This is a genomic window from Saccharothrix coeruleofusca (assembly GCF_014648515.1).
Lineage (GTDB): Bacteria > Actinomycetota > Actinomycetes > Mycobacteriales > Pseudonocardiaceae > Actinosynnema > Actinosynnema coeruleofuscum.
Genome location: NZ_BMRG01000002.1, coordinates 253,968 through 266,518 on the forward strand (window position 1 = coordinate 253,968; position 12,551 = coordinate 266,518).

Sequence of the window (12,551 nt, forward strand, 5' to 3'; positions counted from 1 at the left end):
GGACTTGACGCCGGACCATGTCCCCGTGTCCGAAAACCCTGCTGAACGAGGCTTGCACGCGCTGCGCGCCGCCGCGGGACGGCGAAGGCGCTTCCGCAAGGGCGACATCCTCATCACCGCGGGCGACACCAGCGACGAGGCGCTGCTGATCGAGAGCGGGCTGCTCAAGGTCGTGCTGCCGTGCGACGGGCACGACCCGCTGGTCAGCCTGGTCGGCCCCGGAACGCTGGTCGGCGAGCTGGGCCTGATCTGGCAGCAGCCGCGCAGCGCGCACGTGATCGCCCTGCGCGACGGCGAGGCCGCGTACCTGGCGGCGCGCGTCTTCATGCGCCTGCGCCAGGAGAACGAAGACGTGCGCACCCTGGTGGAGTACACGGCCTACCAGCGCCAAGTGGACAACGACGCGCGGCAGCTGGCGCAGACCCGCGGGGTGTTCCCGCGAGTGGTCGGCTGCCTGCTGCGGTGGAGCGCCCAGCACGGCAGGCGCACCGAGGAGGGCCTGGTGCTGGAGGGGCTGAGCCAGCGGGAGATCGCACAGGCGGTCAACGCCTCCGAGCGGCGCGTCGAGACCCTGCTCAAGTCGCTGCGCGAGAGCGGCCTGCTGCGCACCAGGAGGCTGCGGTACGTGCTGCCCCACCCCGAGGAGCTGGCCCGGCGGTTCGGCATCCCGGAGGAAGGGCCCGCCAGCTGGCTCCGCAATTGAGCGGGGAACTGCCGCCCGGATGGCCCCAGACTCGCCTCCCTACGACTTCACCCCTGGGGAGGTACACCGGTGAACCGGATTCCTGAGCACCGGGCGCTGTTCGGCGTCGACGTCGTGGGCGCGGCGCGGAACGAGGGCCACCACCTCACCGCCGTCCGCCAGGCGGTCGACATGATGGTCGAGCAGGCGCTGCGCCGCGGCGGCATCGGTTCCGCGGACGTGCTGGAGTGGGAGACCACCGGCGACGGCGCACTGCTCACCCTGCCCAGCGGGTGGCTGGGCGCGCTGCTGGACGTGGCGCACCACCTGGACACCATCGCCGAGGAGCACAACCGCTGGTACAAGCCGGACATCCGGTTCCGCATCGCCGTCGAAGTCGGCCCCGTCGGCCCGCAGCCCGGCCTGTACGAACCCAAGATCGCCCACGCCCGGCTGCTCGGCGCACCCGCGTTCAAGGAGCTGTTCGCCCGCTGCGCCGAGCACAACCCCGACACCACGACCTGTCTGATCCTGTCCGAGCAGGCGCTGCGCGCGGTGTTCGGCGGCGGCTACACCAGGTACGCGCGCCGATCGGACTTCGCACCGGTCCCGGTGCGGCACAAGGAGTTCGTCGAGACGGCGTGGGTGCGCGTGCCCGGCTTCGACGCCCGCAGCATCCGCGAGTTCGCCGCACGCGCCGAGCCCCGGGAGTCCCCAGCGACGCCCCACAGCGTGACCAACACCGTCCACGGCACGATGAACGGGGTGCAGGCCGGGACCATCACGGGCGGCGTGCACATCGGCGGACCGCGATGAGCGAAGCCGCGCCCGCCGAGAACAAGGACGCGGAGAAGGTCGAACCGGAGCACCGGCTCATCCCCACCACCGCGAACACCGCGCACGGTGGCGTCTCCGGCGCGCAGGTCGGCACCGTCACGGGCAACATCACCATCCACAACGGGGTGGCGAGCCAACCGGACCTGCGGGTGCTGCGCGCTACCGACGACGAGATCAACGAGGTTCGCCACCACTTCGAACCGCCGGGGCACTTCCGCGACGCCGGCCGCGCGCTCATCGACAAGCGGGTCGTGGTGCTGGCCGGTCCGGGCACCGGTCGCACCTACACCGCTCGCAGGCTGCTGGTCGACCTCGGTGCGACCGCCGTGGTCGACGCGAACCGCGACCGCCCACTCGGCTCGTTCCAAGCCGACGAGCTGCGCAGCGGCGAGGGATACGTCTGGGACGCCACCGAGCTGGGCGAGCGGCCGTTCACCGACCGCGAGTTCACGCAGTGCCTGGGCGTGGTGCGATCGGTCGGGTGCCACCTGGTGATCGTGGTCGACCGCCGAACCCAAGCCCCCTCGGCCGCCGCCGACCACGTGGTCACGCTGCTCGCGCCCAACGCACTGGCGGTCGCCCAGGAGACGATCCGCAAGCTGAGCCCGGACGCCGTCGAAGGGCCGACCATGGTGCTCAAGTCCGACTTGGCACCGGTGCTGGCCGACCGAGACCCGCCGGAGAAGGCGGTCCGCGCGGCGGCCCTGGCGGTCCGCGTCTGCCTGGGCGAACTGACCGCCTCCGAGGCGTTGGCACAGCTGGAGGAAGACGTCGAGGACGCGGTCGCGCACTGGCTGCGCGAGTGGTCGACGCTGGAGTACTCGTTCTCCTTCGCCGTGGCCCTGCTGGAGAACCAGCCGTACGACGAGGTGGTCACGCACGCCCTGGCGCTGGACAAGAAGATCCGCGAAGCCGAGCTGCCCGAGGACAAGAAGCTGCGGCCGAGGCGCGTGTTCGACTCCTCCAAGGAGCAACTGCTGCGCGACGTGGGCGCGACGACCGTGGTGCGCAAGCACCCCAAGCACGACGGCCTGCGTGAGGAGACGGTCCGCTTCGAGCGCCAGGGCTGGGCCGCGGTGGTGCTACGCCGCCTGTGGCGCGAGTACCCCATGGCGCAGGAAATCCTGTGCGAGTGGATGTGCGCCCCCGCGATGCTGGGGCGGTTCCGCGAGGCCACGCGACGCGCGCTGTGCGCGTTCATCACCGAGGTCCCCGCCCACGACCCGCTGCGTGTGCTCGACAACCTCGCCGCGCGAGGTGGCGTTACCTACAAACCTCTGATCGCGTCGACCCTGCAACACCTGGCGGACGACCACAGGTTGGCTCCGCTGGTTGAGCAGGCCTTGGAGTCCTGGACGAAGAACAAGGGCTCCCCCTACCGCCAGTGGACCGCGGCATGGGTCTACGGCTCACCGTTCGGCAGGCGCGACGTGCACCACGCGCTCGCCCGGTTGGGCAGGATCGCCGAGTCCACGAACTACGCCGCCCAGAACGGGGTGGTGTACGCGGTGCTGAGCATGCTGGAGGACCGTCACCTCCACACCGCGGTGCTGGACCAGGTCGTGTCGTGGACCTCGGGCCGGGGCCGCCGCAACGGTCTGCGCCCCGTGTCGTTGGCGCTGGGCCTGTGGATCGCGGGTTTCCCCGCGCACAGGCCGCGGTGGTTGGAGGACCTCCACCTCGAAGCCACTCACCCCCGCCAGGTGCGGGCACTGGCGAATATGGTCATGGGCGACGACCAGTTCGGCGACGTCGCCATCAACCGCCTCTCCGCGCTGGCCGTGGAGTCGCGGTGGAAACCGACGAGCGCCGCGCGGCTGGTGCGCCTGGCAGCATTGATCTGCGACGACCTGAGCTGGTGGGGCAGACGCGCGACAGTGCGACGCCTGGCCCGCTGCCACCCGACTCGGCGCACCGAGCTCCACCGCGCGTTCCGCGCGGCACGCCGGGCCCAGCGTCGCGATTGACCCGCGATCCAGCCGACCGCACGATTCGCAGGGCGGTGGTGTTGATCGTGGACACCACCATCAACACGTTTGACCAGCAGAAACAGTAGGGCGGGTGGGGTTCGAACCCACGATCTGACGGATTATAAGGATTCCGAGTGACGTCGCCCACGTCGCTGACCGGCGGTTTTGCCGCGCCCTTCGCGGATCTTGTCCCTCTATTCGCACCCATCGCCGGCGGTTCGCACCCAGAACCGCACCCAAACGGGACCACAGTGGACGATCACCGGCTCAGCGCGTGACGAGAGCGTTCAACCTCTTCAACTGCCGCTTCGACCCTATCGAACGAGCGAGCACAGCCGCTCGACTCGCATGCCGCTGAGCAAGATCGGCGCGACCGGTCGCGCGACCGGCCAGGGCCAAGTCGACGAGCAGGCCCGTCTCAGCCCTGACGAAATCGGCCGGAAGCTCCCTGAGCGCCGACGACAGCACCTCAACAGCGTCCGGGTGCCCGAACCTGGCGAGTGCATGCCCACGCCAGCGAATCAAGTCGACCGTCCGCAGAACGAGGTACGGGCTGCTGTCGAGTTGTTCCGCTTCTCCGGATTCCGCGTAGGCGTCATCGAAGGCGCGCAACGCCGCATCTTGGCGACCAGCGGCAGCGAGCACCTCTCCGTGGGCAGCGGCAAGCCATGCCCGCAGGAGCGGAGTTCCCCTCCTCAGCGCACTGCGGACGGCCCCAAGCTGCTCGACCGTTGAGGTCGACTCCCCGACGTCGACCAGGACGAAGCACTGCTCTGCCCGCGCGTGTGCCTCAAGAAGCGGATTCCCCGCGTCACGAGCGGCAGCTTTCGCACGCTCGTAGTGCTGCCACGCCTGGTCCGTACGCCCAAGATCCAGCGCTTGCCATCCCGCAAGTGTCGACAGCTCAGTCAAGAGAGCGGCGAGGGCTCCCCTGGTCTTCAGGCCAAGGCTGTGCTGAAAGAGTGCTTCAAGCTGGCGGATCTTCGTCACGACCTCCTCGTGGGCGACTACAGCACCCAACTGCCGATCGAGCCTGCGGATCGCAAGCAACTGCCCACGCAGGAGTTCAACGATCTCGGCATCGACGGCACGGCCGCATGGAGGCGCTGTCGCAACTCGGTATCAGGATCGTCTTCGACATTGTGTTCACTCGGCGGCGCGAGGAGTTCCTCGATCGTGAGGTTGAAGATCTTTTCGAGCAGCCGTGCCGTCGCAGGGCGAACCTCACCGAGTGGTTTGCCATCACCACGCTGCCCTGTGGCGAGACGGTGGAGATGGCGCTTGCTCAGCGTCCCCACCTCGCCGTGGTTGCGAGCGAAGGTCTCCGCGTAGTCCGCGAACTCCTCCATCGTCATGCGTCGCTCGCGGATCAACTGCTCAAGCACAGTACGGGCAGGTCGCACAGCCCCTCCTCATGTCAATGACAGGGCACAACACGTCCACATGTGGTCATCGAGATGAAACCAGTTTCACTCTAAGCTGATTTCGGCTTTACGCAAGCACACTGCTGTCAGCCAGTCCGGTGGCGACCGCTTCACCTCACACTGGTCAGCCTCGACCTCAAGCGACAGACCAGCACAGACACCCCTCGCTCGCTTCCGAGCGATCAAGACACCTTGAAGGCGCAACTAGCACGCCCCTCGCTGTCGTTCACAGGGAAGTGCCGTCCGGCAAGCTACAGCTGCCCTCGCTGCACTGCGGTCGACCAGCACAGCCACTGCTGTTGCCACCCCCGCACCGCAAGGGCAACCTTGAACGGGTCCGCCTGGGTGTCGAGCAAGCGCTCCGCCAAGGGGTTGAGTTCGGGTTGACACTTTGCCCTCAAAAGGCTGCCTGACCTGCGAAGACGTCACAGTTAGTGTCACGGCCGCCATATCTGGTCCAACGATCCGCAGGTCCACAGTGCCAGCATGTGCGCATGCGACGTCACGCCAAGCACTCGATTAGCCGGATGACCGCTGGACTGATCGCGGCTGCAATCGTTTTCGGGTTCGCAGTGTTGATGGTCTTCAAGCAGTACGACCCGGCAGTGATCACTACCGTGGTCACTGGAACGAGTTTAGCGGCAGCAGAGTTGATACGCCGATTGCAGGCGCCGGTACCACCCTTCTCGCAACCGGAGCCCTCACCGAAACACCAGACGAAGGCCCAACTCGACCAAGCGCCCAAGAAATAGCCATGACCTTTCCCTCCGTCTCGCTCATCGGAAGCTTTCGGCAACACTTTCAGGAAGTTCGGGAGGTTGCACAGATTTTTACCACTTCAGGAATAGCAGTGAAATCCCCCCCACTGTCGCAAATAACAGACCACAGACAAGAGTTCGTACGTTTCAAATCGGATCCGCCCCTGTCGTCAGATCAAGCCATCCAAGCAGCAACCTTGGAGAAAATATTCTCGTCAGACTTTGTGTACGTAGTAAATCCCGGCGGGTACATCGGTCGCACGACCGCATATGAACTAGGGCGCGTCCACGAACGCGGAATGGCGGTTTACTACGCCGAACCTCCAAAGGACATCCCTATCGAGGTTCCCGCAGGCACCGTACTGACCGCCCGCGAACTAGCGGACGGAATTGTCTGTGGAACTTCCCGGATCAAGGCCATCAGGCGTCCGCGCGTAGCCGCGTTGCCAACTGCCGACATAGTTATCTTCACCATCCGAGATTGGCGTCTCCACGTCCTGCTGATCAAGCGGGGCACTGAACCATACCGAGGCAAACTGGCGCTTCCTGGGGGATTCATCCGACCAGGCGAGTCATTGGAAGACACTGCCAAGCGGGAACTTGCCGAGGAGACAGGACTGGACAGCTCAAGCATCCCACTGCAACAGATCCACACATATTCACACCCCGAGCGCGATCCCCGGGGACGGATCATAACGACCGCGTTCCTCGCAATAGCACCGAACCTACCCGAAGTAATGGGGGCAACCGATGCACACCGGGCGGACTGGGTCGAGGTCGAGGATTCACTGTGGCTAAACAATGACCGGTTGGCCTTCGATCACGGAGAGATCCTTCAGCAAGCACTTGGACGTGCGCGCCGATTACTGGAGCACACAACCATAGCCGCAGACTTCTGCGGGAAGGTGTTCACCATCGCTGAGCTGCGAAAGGTCTACGAAGCAGTCTGGGGAATTCCCATCAACCCACCGAACTTTCAACGCAAAGTACGCGGAACCAAAGGCTTCTTGATTGACACCGGAAAAAAGAAGACAGGCCAACCCGGTCGACCAGCCGAATTGTTCCGACGCGGCCCAGCCCGGATCCTCTACCCGCCGATGATGCGATCCGAATAAGAGCAGGCACTCTGATTCCCTCTAAACACAGCCGCAACAAGACCGTAGGTCAAGTCTGGTCCATGTCAGGTCATTTACTGGTCCTGGACCACTGGGGAAACTGACGTCATTGTTTCGTCTAGGGCGGTGGTGGTTGTTCGTGGTGTGGAGCGAGTTGGCGAGTGACGTCGGCGGGATCGTGCTGTTCGTCGTGTGGCTCGTGCTGCCGGTGATCTACCTCGTCGTCTTGGGCAGGCGCTACGTTCGGCAAAGCGCCGAGAGCGCGCAGACGGCGATCTGGGCGCGCGAAGAGGTGCGCCAGATCCACGAGGAAGCAGAGGGAAGGCATTCATGACCATGGCACTGGTCGGTGGCGGGGGCCGGGACGGGGAGGGCGCGGGGGAGTCGGAGTTCGAAGATCCGGAGTTCGTCGCCGAGGTGCAAGAGGCGGTCGACCAGCAGGCACCGCGCCTGTTCGCCGTGGTGCGGGAGGACCGGGACGCGGGTGAGGTCGAGATCGCCGCTTGGGGGATGGCGCACGAGGAGTCCGGTGCCGAGGTGGTCTCGGCCAAGGGCGGGACGTACATGAGTCTCAGGTCGGCGGACCGTGCCTTGATGGTCTTCGGCAACCATGGGCGCGCCGTGTCCCGAGTGGTGTGGGTCGGTGGCAAGGGTGGCGAGTAGCGGTCTGGACAGCGCGTTGGAGTGCGTGGCGCGCGGGTGGGCCGTGGTGCCGGGGCGCGGTGGGTCGGCGACACCTACGTGGACCCGGTGACGAACTTCGGCCGTGACTCGCTCGCGCTGTGCTCACCACGCGGGGCGACGACGGACCCGGACGTGGTGCGGCGCTGGTGGGCGACGGCTGATGGCGGCGTGATGCGGTCGGTGCTGGCTGTTGTCGGGCCTGCCCTGTCCGCCGTGGGGATCGAGCCGGGGCGGGCGGGGGCGGTGGTCGAGTCGGAGTCGTTTCGGGCCGCGCCGACGCCCCTGGTGTTGCTCCCGTTGCCGGTCGCCGGGCTGTCGTTGGAGTTCGCGGTGTCCTGTTCTCGTCGTCCGACGGGTTGGACGGTGAGGTGGTCCTGCCGCCGGATGCAACGGTTCCGCTGCCGCCGGTCGTGGTCGAGGGGTACGAGGTGCGTTGGCTCGTCTCGCCGACGGAGTGCGGCGAACTCATGTCCGGCCCGGAGTTGGCGCGTGTGCTGGCCGAGTCGTCGGTCGCCGGTGGCGCTCCGGACGGCCACGCTGCGAGCGTCGGGTGAGCCGGGAATGGCCTACACCGTGCGACTTCGCAAGGACAAGTTCGTTGCAGGCGCTCTGAGTTTCGGCTACTTGTCCGTCTACTCCATGGCCAAGGCGATGAAGGTCCAGCGCTCCACGGTCAAGCGGGTGCTCGACGGCGAGCTTCAGCCGGGTTCGGTGTTCATCGCGAGTGCGTTGACCGCGTTCGAAGTGGAATTCGATTAAGTATTCGAGGTCGTCAAGGACACAGGGGACTCCCAGGACCCCCGGCCTGCCCACCTGACCAGGGCGGCCGGTTCGCGGGTGCCGATCGCCTCCCTCGGGCACCCGTGGGACGGGACGGCCATGTGCGAACCCTCTCGACAGAGGGCCGCACACGGCCGTTTCGCGGTGTCGGGACGGGTGGTCCGTCCCGCGTCCCACCCGTCACAACACGCTGTTTGCGCTGCTCAGTCGCTCTTTGGCACCTGTCCCGCCCGGTGTGACGGCCTGCCGGTGGTGGGACGGGTTGAGTGACGGGTCAGGTGTCGTCCTCGACCACCTCTCCGTCCACCACGGTGCTCTCCCGCAGCGCGGTCAGCGCGGCCCGGATGTCGGCGACGAGGTAGCCGCGCACCTGCTTCACGCCGTTGTCGGTGGTGATCCGGCCGCGGGTGGGGCGGCACCCGAGTTCGCCCATGCGCAGACCGAACGCCGTGGGCTCGACCTCCAGCGCGGCCACGAGTTCGGCGGTGGGCACGAACTCGCGTCCGCCGGGTTCGAGGTCGTCTCCGAGGTAGGCCACGACGGAGGCGAGCGGTTCGGGCACCTCTGGTTCCTCGGCGCGTTCGGCGACGGTGCCGACCGCGCGTGCCACGGCGGCGTGGTCGAGCATCGGGCGTGTGTCCTGTCCGGCCGCGTGTCCGGTCAGGGTGCCCTCTGCCTCCCGCAGCGCGCGTCCACGGGTGCAGATGGTGCGCCAGTCCTCATTCGGCATGTAGTAGGTCCGCACGGTCACGGCGAGCACGTCAGCTCCGGCGGTGGTCTCGCCGTCCGGGCGCAGGATGCCCACCCCCTTGTGGCCGGCCAGCAGTCGGCTGCTGTCGTAGCCGCGCGTGTTCATCTGCTCGCCCAGCACGATGTTGCTGTCGCGCCAGTCCATGACTCGCAGCGCGAACCGCGAGCCGAGCACGGCCCGCAGGTTGCTGGGGATGGTCCTGCTGTCGGGGCGCTGGGTGGCCACCACGAGCACGATCCCGGCGGCCGGCCCTTTGCGCGCCAACCAGGTCAGCAGCTCGCCCACGTACTCGCCCGCCGTGAGCTTCTTGCCCTGCACCTCCAGTGGTGTCCGGTCCTCCAACGGCACCTGAACCTCGTCCACGAAGATCGCCGTGATGGGCATGTCCAGGCTCCGGTCACGGGACATGGCGGGGGTGATCTTCGATTCAGGGCACACCTCGTCGTCCAGCTCCCGCATCCGCCGGTAGCGGCCCTGGACCTCGGCCACGAGTTCCACGAGCCAGTCCACGAGCGTCAGGACGTGCTGGGGTTCGTCGCCGGCCATGAACCGGTGGGCCACCTGCGCGGCGGCGTGCCAGTCCTTCCCGGCCTTGAAGTCGGCCACGTACAACCGCGTGAACGGGTCCAGGACCAGGCCCGCGGCCGCCAGCCGTGCCGCGAACGTCTTGCCCTGCCTGGGGATCGCGCCCACGAGCAACGAGGTCCACACCAACGGCAGATCCACCCGCCGCTGCCGGGCGTCGCGCCTGAAGGGCACCGGCCGCCACGCGTCCCACCGCTCGACCGCCAGCAGCGGCGTCCGCTCCGGTGGCGCGCTGTAGGGGTCCTCGTCGGCCACCCACAGCGCCACCCGGCCCGCGTGACCGCCGTTGCCGCGCACCCGCTCCACCACGAGCTGCACCTCGTCAACGGCGAGCGCCGACGCCAACGCTTCCCGGTGCTTGATCACGTCGGCGGCCTTGCGGGTGGCGGGCAGGTCCACGGTGACCGCCCACCCGTCGCCCTGCCTGGTGGCACGCTCGACCAGGCGCAGCGTTTCGTCCTTGCCGATGAGCTTCGCGTCCCGGAACGCGTCCACGAGCACCTGGGGGTCCATCGTCCACGTCAGCGTGCGCGGCCCGGACAGCACGGGTTTGCGGCCCGGTGAGCCGTCCTTGCGGCGACCGAGCAGCGCCAGGCCCGCCGCGACCACCGTCCCGCAGCTCCACAGCACCCGGTGCCCGTAGAGCAGGTCCAGCACCCCGACCCCGACGGCGGTGGTCGCGACCAGGGCGCCGGTGACCTTCCACCGGAACAGCCCCAGCGCCCGGATGTCGGCGAACTTGTCGGCGAGTTTCTCCGACTGCTCGGCAGCGGCCCGGTAGTCGGCGACCCGCACCCGCGACCGCCACCACCGCACCGCGACCACCAGCCCGCGCACCACCGCACGCGCGAACCGCAACGGCGACCGCAGCACCGCCACCACACCGTCCTTGACCGCCTGCACCTCCAACCGACGCGACTTCAACCCGACGGGCACGCGTGGCGAACGCCGCCACCAGTCGGCCACCCGCCGCGCCCACGCCATGCGTCGTGCGGACGGCTCGTCGTTCACGAACTCACCGTCAAGGACGGCGTTCACGACCTCCCTCGCCGACGCCTGCACCGGCAGCGAGCCACCCTCGCGCGCGTTCACGACCCACCCCCGGCGAGTTCACGCGCCAGCACGGCCGCCAACCGCGACGACAGCCCGCGCGAGCACCCGGTGACCTCCCGGACCCACGCGGGCGTCACCGTCACCCTGGGCTCCCACGCCGCCCGTGCCGCCGCCAGGTACTCGGCGAACGTCGTCCGACGCCCCGCCCCGCCACGCCTGGCGCTCACGCGCGGCGGGCGTTCGTGAACGGGCGGAGGCGCGCTCCGACCGGCTTCCGTGAACGCCCGCGTGACCGCTTCGGTGAGCTTGTCGCGCAGGTCCGTGACCGCTTCCGCCGCGACGAACACCACCAGCGGCGGGACCGAGTGCAGCACGATCCCCGACAGCGCCCCCTCCGCGTAGGACCGCCACGTGTTCATCACGTACGTGGACGCGAGCGTGAACCACTTCGCCCGCCGCACCCACGGCCCCGTCCGAACCTGGTAGCGGGCCGTCACCTGCTCCGCGCGCAGGATCGCCAACAGCACCAGCGACACCATCGGGTCCAACAGCCACGCCGCCAGCCACGGCAACGACCAGGTGGCCGTACCACCGGCCGCGAAGTGCTGGACGTTGGCCATCGTGAGCTCCAACCCGAGCACGATCCCGGCCCAGCACAACCGGTCCACCTGCGCCCGCACCCGCTCCACCCGCAGCGCGACCACCTCAGGCCGCGTCTCGTGCGCCCGCACCTCGGCGGCCTCTGCGGCCTCCCGCGCGAGCCGGTGGGCGTTGCTCTCGTTCGCGTGGGAGGCGGGTGGCCGCCCGAAGGCGACCACCCTCCCCACACCCCTCGGGGTGCTCACCGCCGATCACCCCGACGCCGGCCGGTACCGACCGCAGTCACCGTCAACGCCCTGGTCAGCGTGTACGCGGAGAACAACGCAGGCAGCCCGAGCACCACCCACAGCAAGGTGGACTCCCGACCGTGGGTGATCACCAGCCACTGAACACCCACGATCCCGACGGCCGTGGTCAGCACCCGCCCCGTCAACCACAGCAGCCGGACACCGGCCCGCGCCGTCTCAGCGGCAGCCCTGGCCCTGCGCGACCCGGCCCGCCACACCATCACCAGCGCCAGCAGCACCCCCGCGCCAGCCAACACCTGGGTCACCGTGAGGTTGATCGTCATGACGACGGCCCACCCCTCCGGCCACGCCGCGCCAGCCACACCGGGTACAGGGCACGCCGGTCCTCCTCCGACAGACCACCCCACACCCCGAGCGTGTCTAGACCGGCCGTGCGCAACTCCAACTCCAGACACGCACGCCGCGCCGAACACTCCGCGCACAACCGCGCGGCTAACTCCCGATCGGTCAGCTCCTCCCCGTCCCACTCGGGAGCCTGCTCGTCACCCGACACCAGCCACAGACACCGGCCGCCCCGCGTGACGACCTCCAACAACACCCCGTTCCGGCACATCCGCGAACCGGTCCAGGTCCGCCGCGATCACCTCGTAGTAGTCCTCACCGTGGTCGCCAGAGATCACCAGGCACCTCCGGTCAGCCGAGCCACCTCACGAGCGGTCCGCCGCTCGGCAGCGATGGCAGCCACATCGACAACGCCACCCGACTCCGCTGCCCGCTGGGCGAGCTGCTCCACGGCAACCGCCGGCACCACGTAGCGGGTCCGGATGCGGACGGCGGGGAAGCCGTCGTCCTGGATCGCCCGGTAGAGGGTCGATGCGTTGCACCTCAAGATCCGGGCGGCTTCACGAACGGTGTAGAACGCCGGCGCTGCGGCGTTCTCCGTCAACGCCTTCATTGCACTTCTCCACAAGCAATAGCTGGAGAGCCAATTACGGCTTATGTCTAAGCCGATTTCGGCTTGCAAAGGTGTGAATCAGTCCCCGCGGCACTGCTCCGTATGCAGG

At 68.1% G+C, this 12,551-nt stretch carries 14 protein-coding genes; 7 read left to right on the top strand and 7 right to left on the bottom strand.

Translation table 11 applies throughout. The annotated features are described in order from the left end of the window. Window positions 1-25 precede the first annotated feature (25 nt). The 3 genes from IEZ00_RS05795 to IEZ00_RS05805 all read left to right on the top strand — a co-directional run bounded on the left by IEZ00_RS05795 (window position 26) and on the right by IEZ00_RS05805 (window position 3,486). The gene (locus IEZ00_RS05795) at window positions 26-703 is read left to right on the top strand and encodes a Crp/Fnr family transcriptional regulator (protein WP_189222015.1); all 678 of its coding nucleotides are present in this window, start codon (window positions 26-28) and stop codon (window positions 701-703) included. A 69-nt stretch (window positions 704-772) separates the two neighbouring features. After that, entirely contained in the window at window positions 773-1,498 is a 726-nt protein-coding gene (locus IEZ00_RS05800) for a hypothetical protein (RefSeq protein WP_189222016.1), read from the top strand. Next, window positions 1,495-3,486: a hypothetical protein gene (locus IEZ00_RS05805; protein WP_189222017.1), complete on the top strand. Its 1,992-nt coding sequence runs from the start codon at window positions 1,495-1,497 to the stop codon at window positions 3,484-3,486. Before IEZ00_RS05800 ends, IEZ00_RS05805 begins: the two co-directional genes overlap by 4 nt. A gap of 270 nt (window positions 3,487-3,756) precedes the next feature. On the opposite strand, the gene IEZ00_RS05810 is transcribed toward IEZ00_RS05805, so the two are convergent. Together IEZ00_RS05810 and IEZ00_RS37975 are read right to left on the bottom strand one after the other, a co-directional pair. Continuing rightward, on the bottom strand, window positions 3,757-4,539 hold the full coding sequence (locus IEZ00_RS05810; protein ID WP_506347058.1) for an NsdA family TPR-like regulatory protein: 783 nt from the start codon (window positions 4,537-4,539) through the stop codon (window positions 3,757-3,759). Next, window positions 4,497-4,892: a hypothetical protein gene (locus IEZ00_RS37975; RefSeq protein WP_306344651.1), complete on the bottom strand. Its 396-nt coding sequence runs from the start codon at window positions 4,890-4,892 to the stop codon at window positions 4,497-4,499. The genes IEZ00_RS05810 and IEZ00_RS37975 overlap by 43 nt, the downstream gene beginning before the upstream one ends. 775 nt (window positions 4,893-5,667) lie before the next feature. Between IEZ00_RS37975 and IEZ00_RS37980 the strand changes: the two genes are divergently transcribed. The 4 genes from IEZ00_RS37980 to IEZ00_RS05830 all read left to right on the top strand — a co-directional run bounded on the left by IEZ00_RS37980 (window position 5,668) and on the right by IEZ00_RS05830 (window position 8,229). Further along, window positions 5,668-6,786 carry an NUDIX hydrolase gene (locus IEZ00_RS37980; protein ID WP_306344652.1) on the top strand — a complete coding sequence of 373 codons (1,119 nt, stop codon included), beginning with the start codon at window positions 5,668-5,670 and terminating at the stop codon, window positions 6,784-6,786. A gap of 139 nt (window positions 6,787-6,925) precedes the next feature. Next, on the top strand, window positions 6,926-7,120 hold the full coding sequence (locus IEZ00_RS05820; RefSeq protein WP_189222018.1) for a hypothetical protein: 195 nt from the start codon (window positions 6,926-6,928) through the stop codon (window positions 7,118-7,120). Then, a complete protein-coding gene (locus IEZ00_RS05825; RefSeq protein WP_189222019.1) occupies window positions 7,117-7,449 on the top strand; it encodes a hypothetical protein in 333 nt (110 codons plus the stop codon). The genes IEZ00_RS05820 and IEZ00_RS05825 overlap by 4 nt, the downstream gene beginning before the upstream one ends. A 582-nt stretch (window positions 7,450-8,031) precedes the next feature. Continuing rightward, window positions 8,032-8,229 carry a transcriptional regulator gene (locus IEZ00_RS05830; protein WP_189222020.1) on the top strand — a complete coding sequence of 66 codons (198 nt, stop codon included), beginning with the start codon at window positions 8,032-8,034 and terminating at the stop codon, window positions 8,227-8,229. Window positions 8,230-8,524: 295 nt separating this feature from the next. Here IEZ00_RS05830 and IEZ00_RS05835 read toward each other — a convergent pair whose 3' ends face one another. The 5 genes from IEZ00_RS05835 to IEZ00_RS05855 all read right to left on the bottom strand — a co-directional run bounded on the left by IEZ00_RS05835 (window position 8,525) and on the right by IEZ00_RS05855 (window position 12,442). Beyond that, on the bottom strand, window positions 8,525-10,678 hold the full coding sequence (locus IEZ00_RS05835; RefSeq protein WP_189222021.1) for a cell division protein FtsK: 2,154 nt from the start codon (window positions 10,676-10,678) through the stop codon (window positions 8,525-8,527). Beyond that, window positions 10,675-11,466 carry a hypothetical protein gene (locus IEZ00_RS05840; protein WP_189222564.1) on the bottom strand — a complete coding sequence of 264 codons (792 nt, stop codon included), beginning with the start codon at window positions 11,464-11,466 and terminating at the stop codon, window positions 10,675-10,677. Before IEZ00_RS05840 ends, IEZ00_RS05835 begins: the two co-directional genes overlap by 4 nt. Window positions 11,467-11,480: 14 nt before the next feature. Next, on the bottom strand, window positions 11,481-11,810 hold the full coding sequence (locus IEZ00_RS05845; protein WP_189222022.1) for a hypothetical protein: 330 nt from the start codon (window positions 11,808-11,810) through the stop codon (window positions 11,481-11,483). Beyond that, on the bottom strand, window positions 11,807-12,100 hold the full coding sequence (locus IEZ00_RS05850; RefSeq protein WP_306344653.1) for a WhiB family transcriptional regulator: 294 nt from the start codon (window positions 12,098-12,100) through the stop codon (window positions 11,807-11,809). The genes IEZ00_RS05845 and IEZ00_RS05850 overlap by 4 nt, the downstream gene beginning before the upstream one ends. Window positions 12,101-12,163: 63 nt before the next feature. After that, window positions 12,164-12,442: a helix-turn-helix domain-containing protein gene (locus IEZ00_RS05855; RefSeq protein ID WP_189222023.1), complete on the bottom strand. Its 279-nt coding sequence runs from the start codon at window positions 12,440-12,442 to the stop codon at window positions 12,164-12,166. Window positions 12,443-12,551 lie beyond the last annotated feature (109 nt).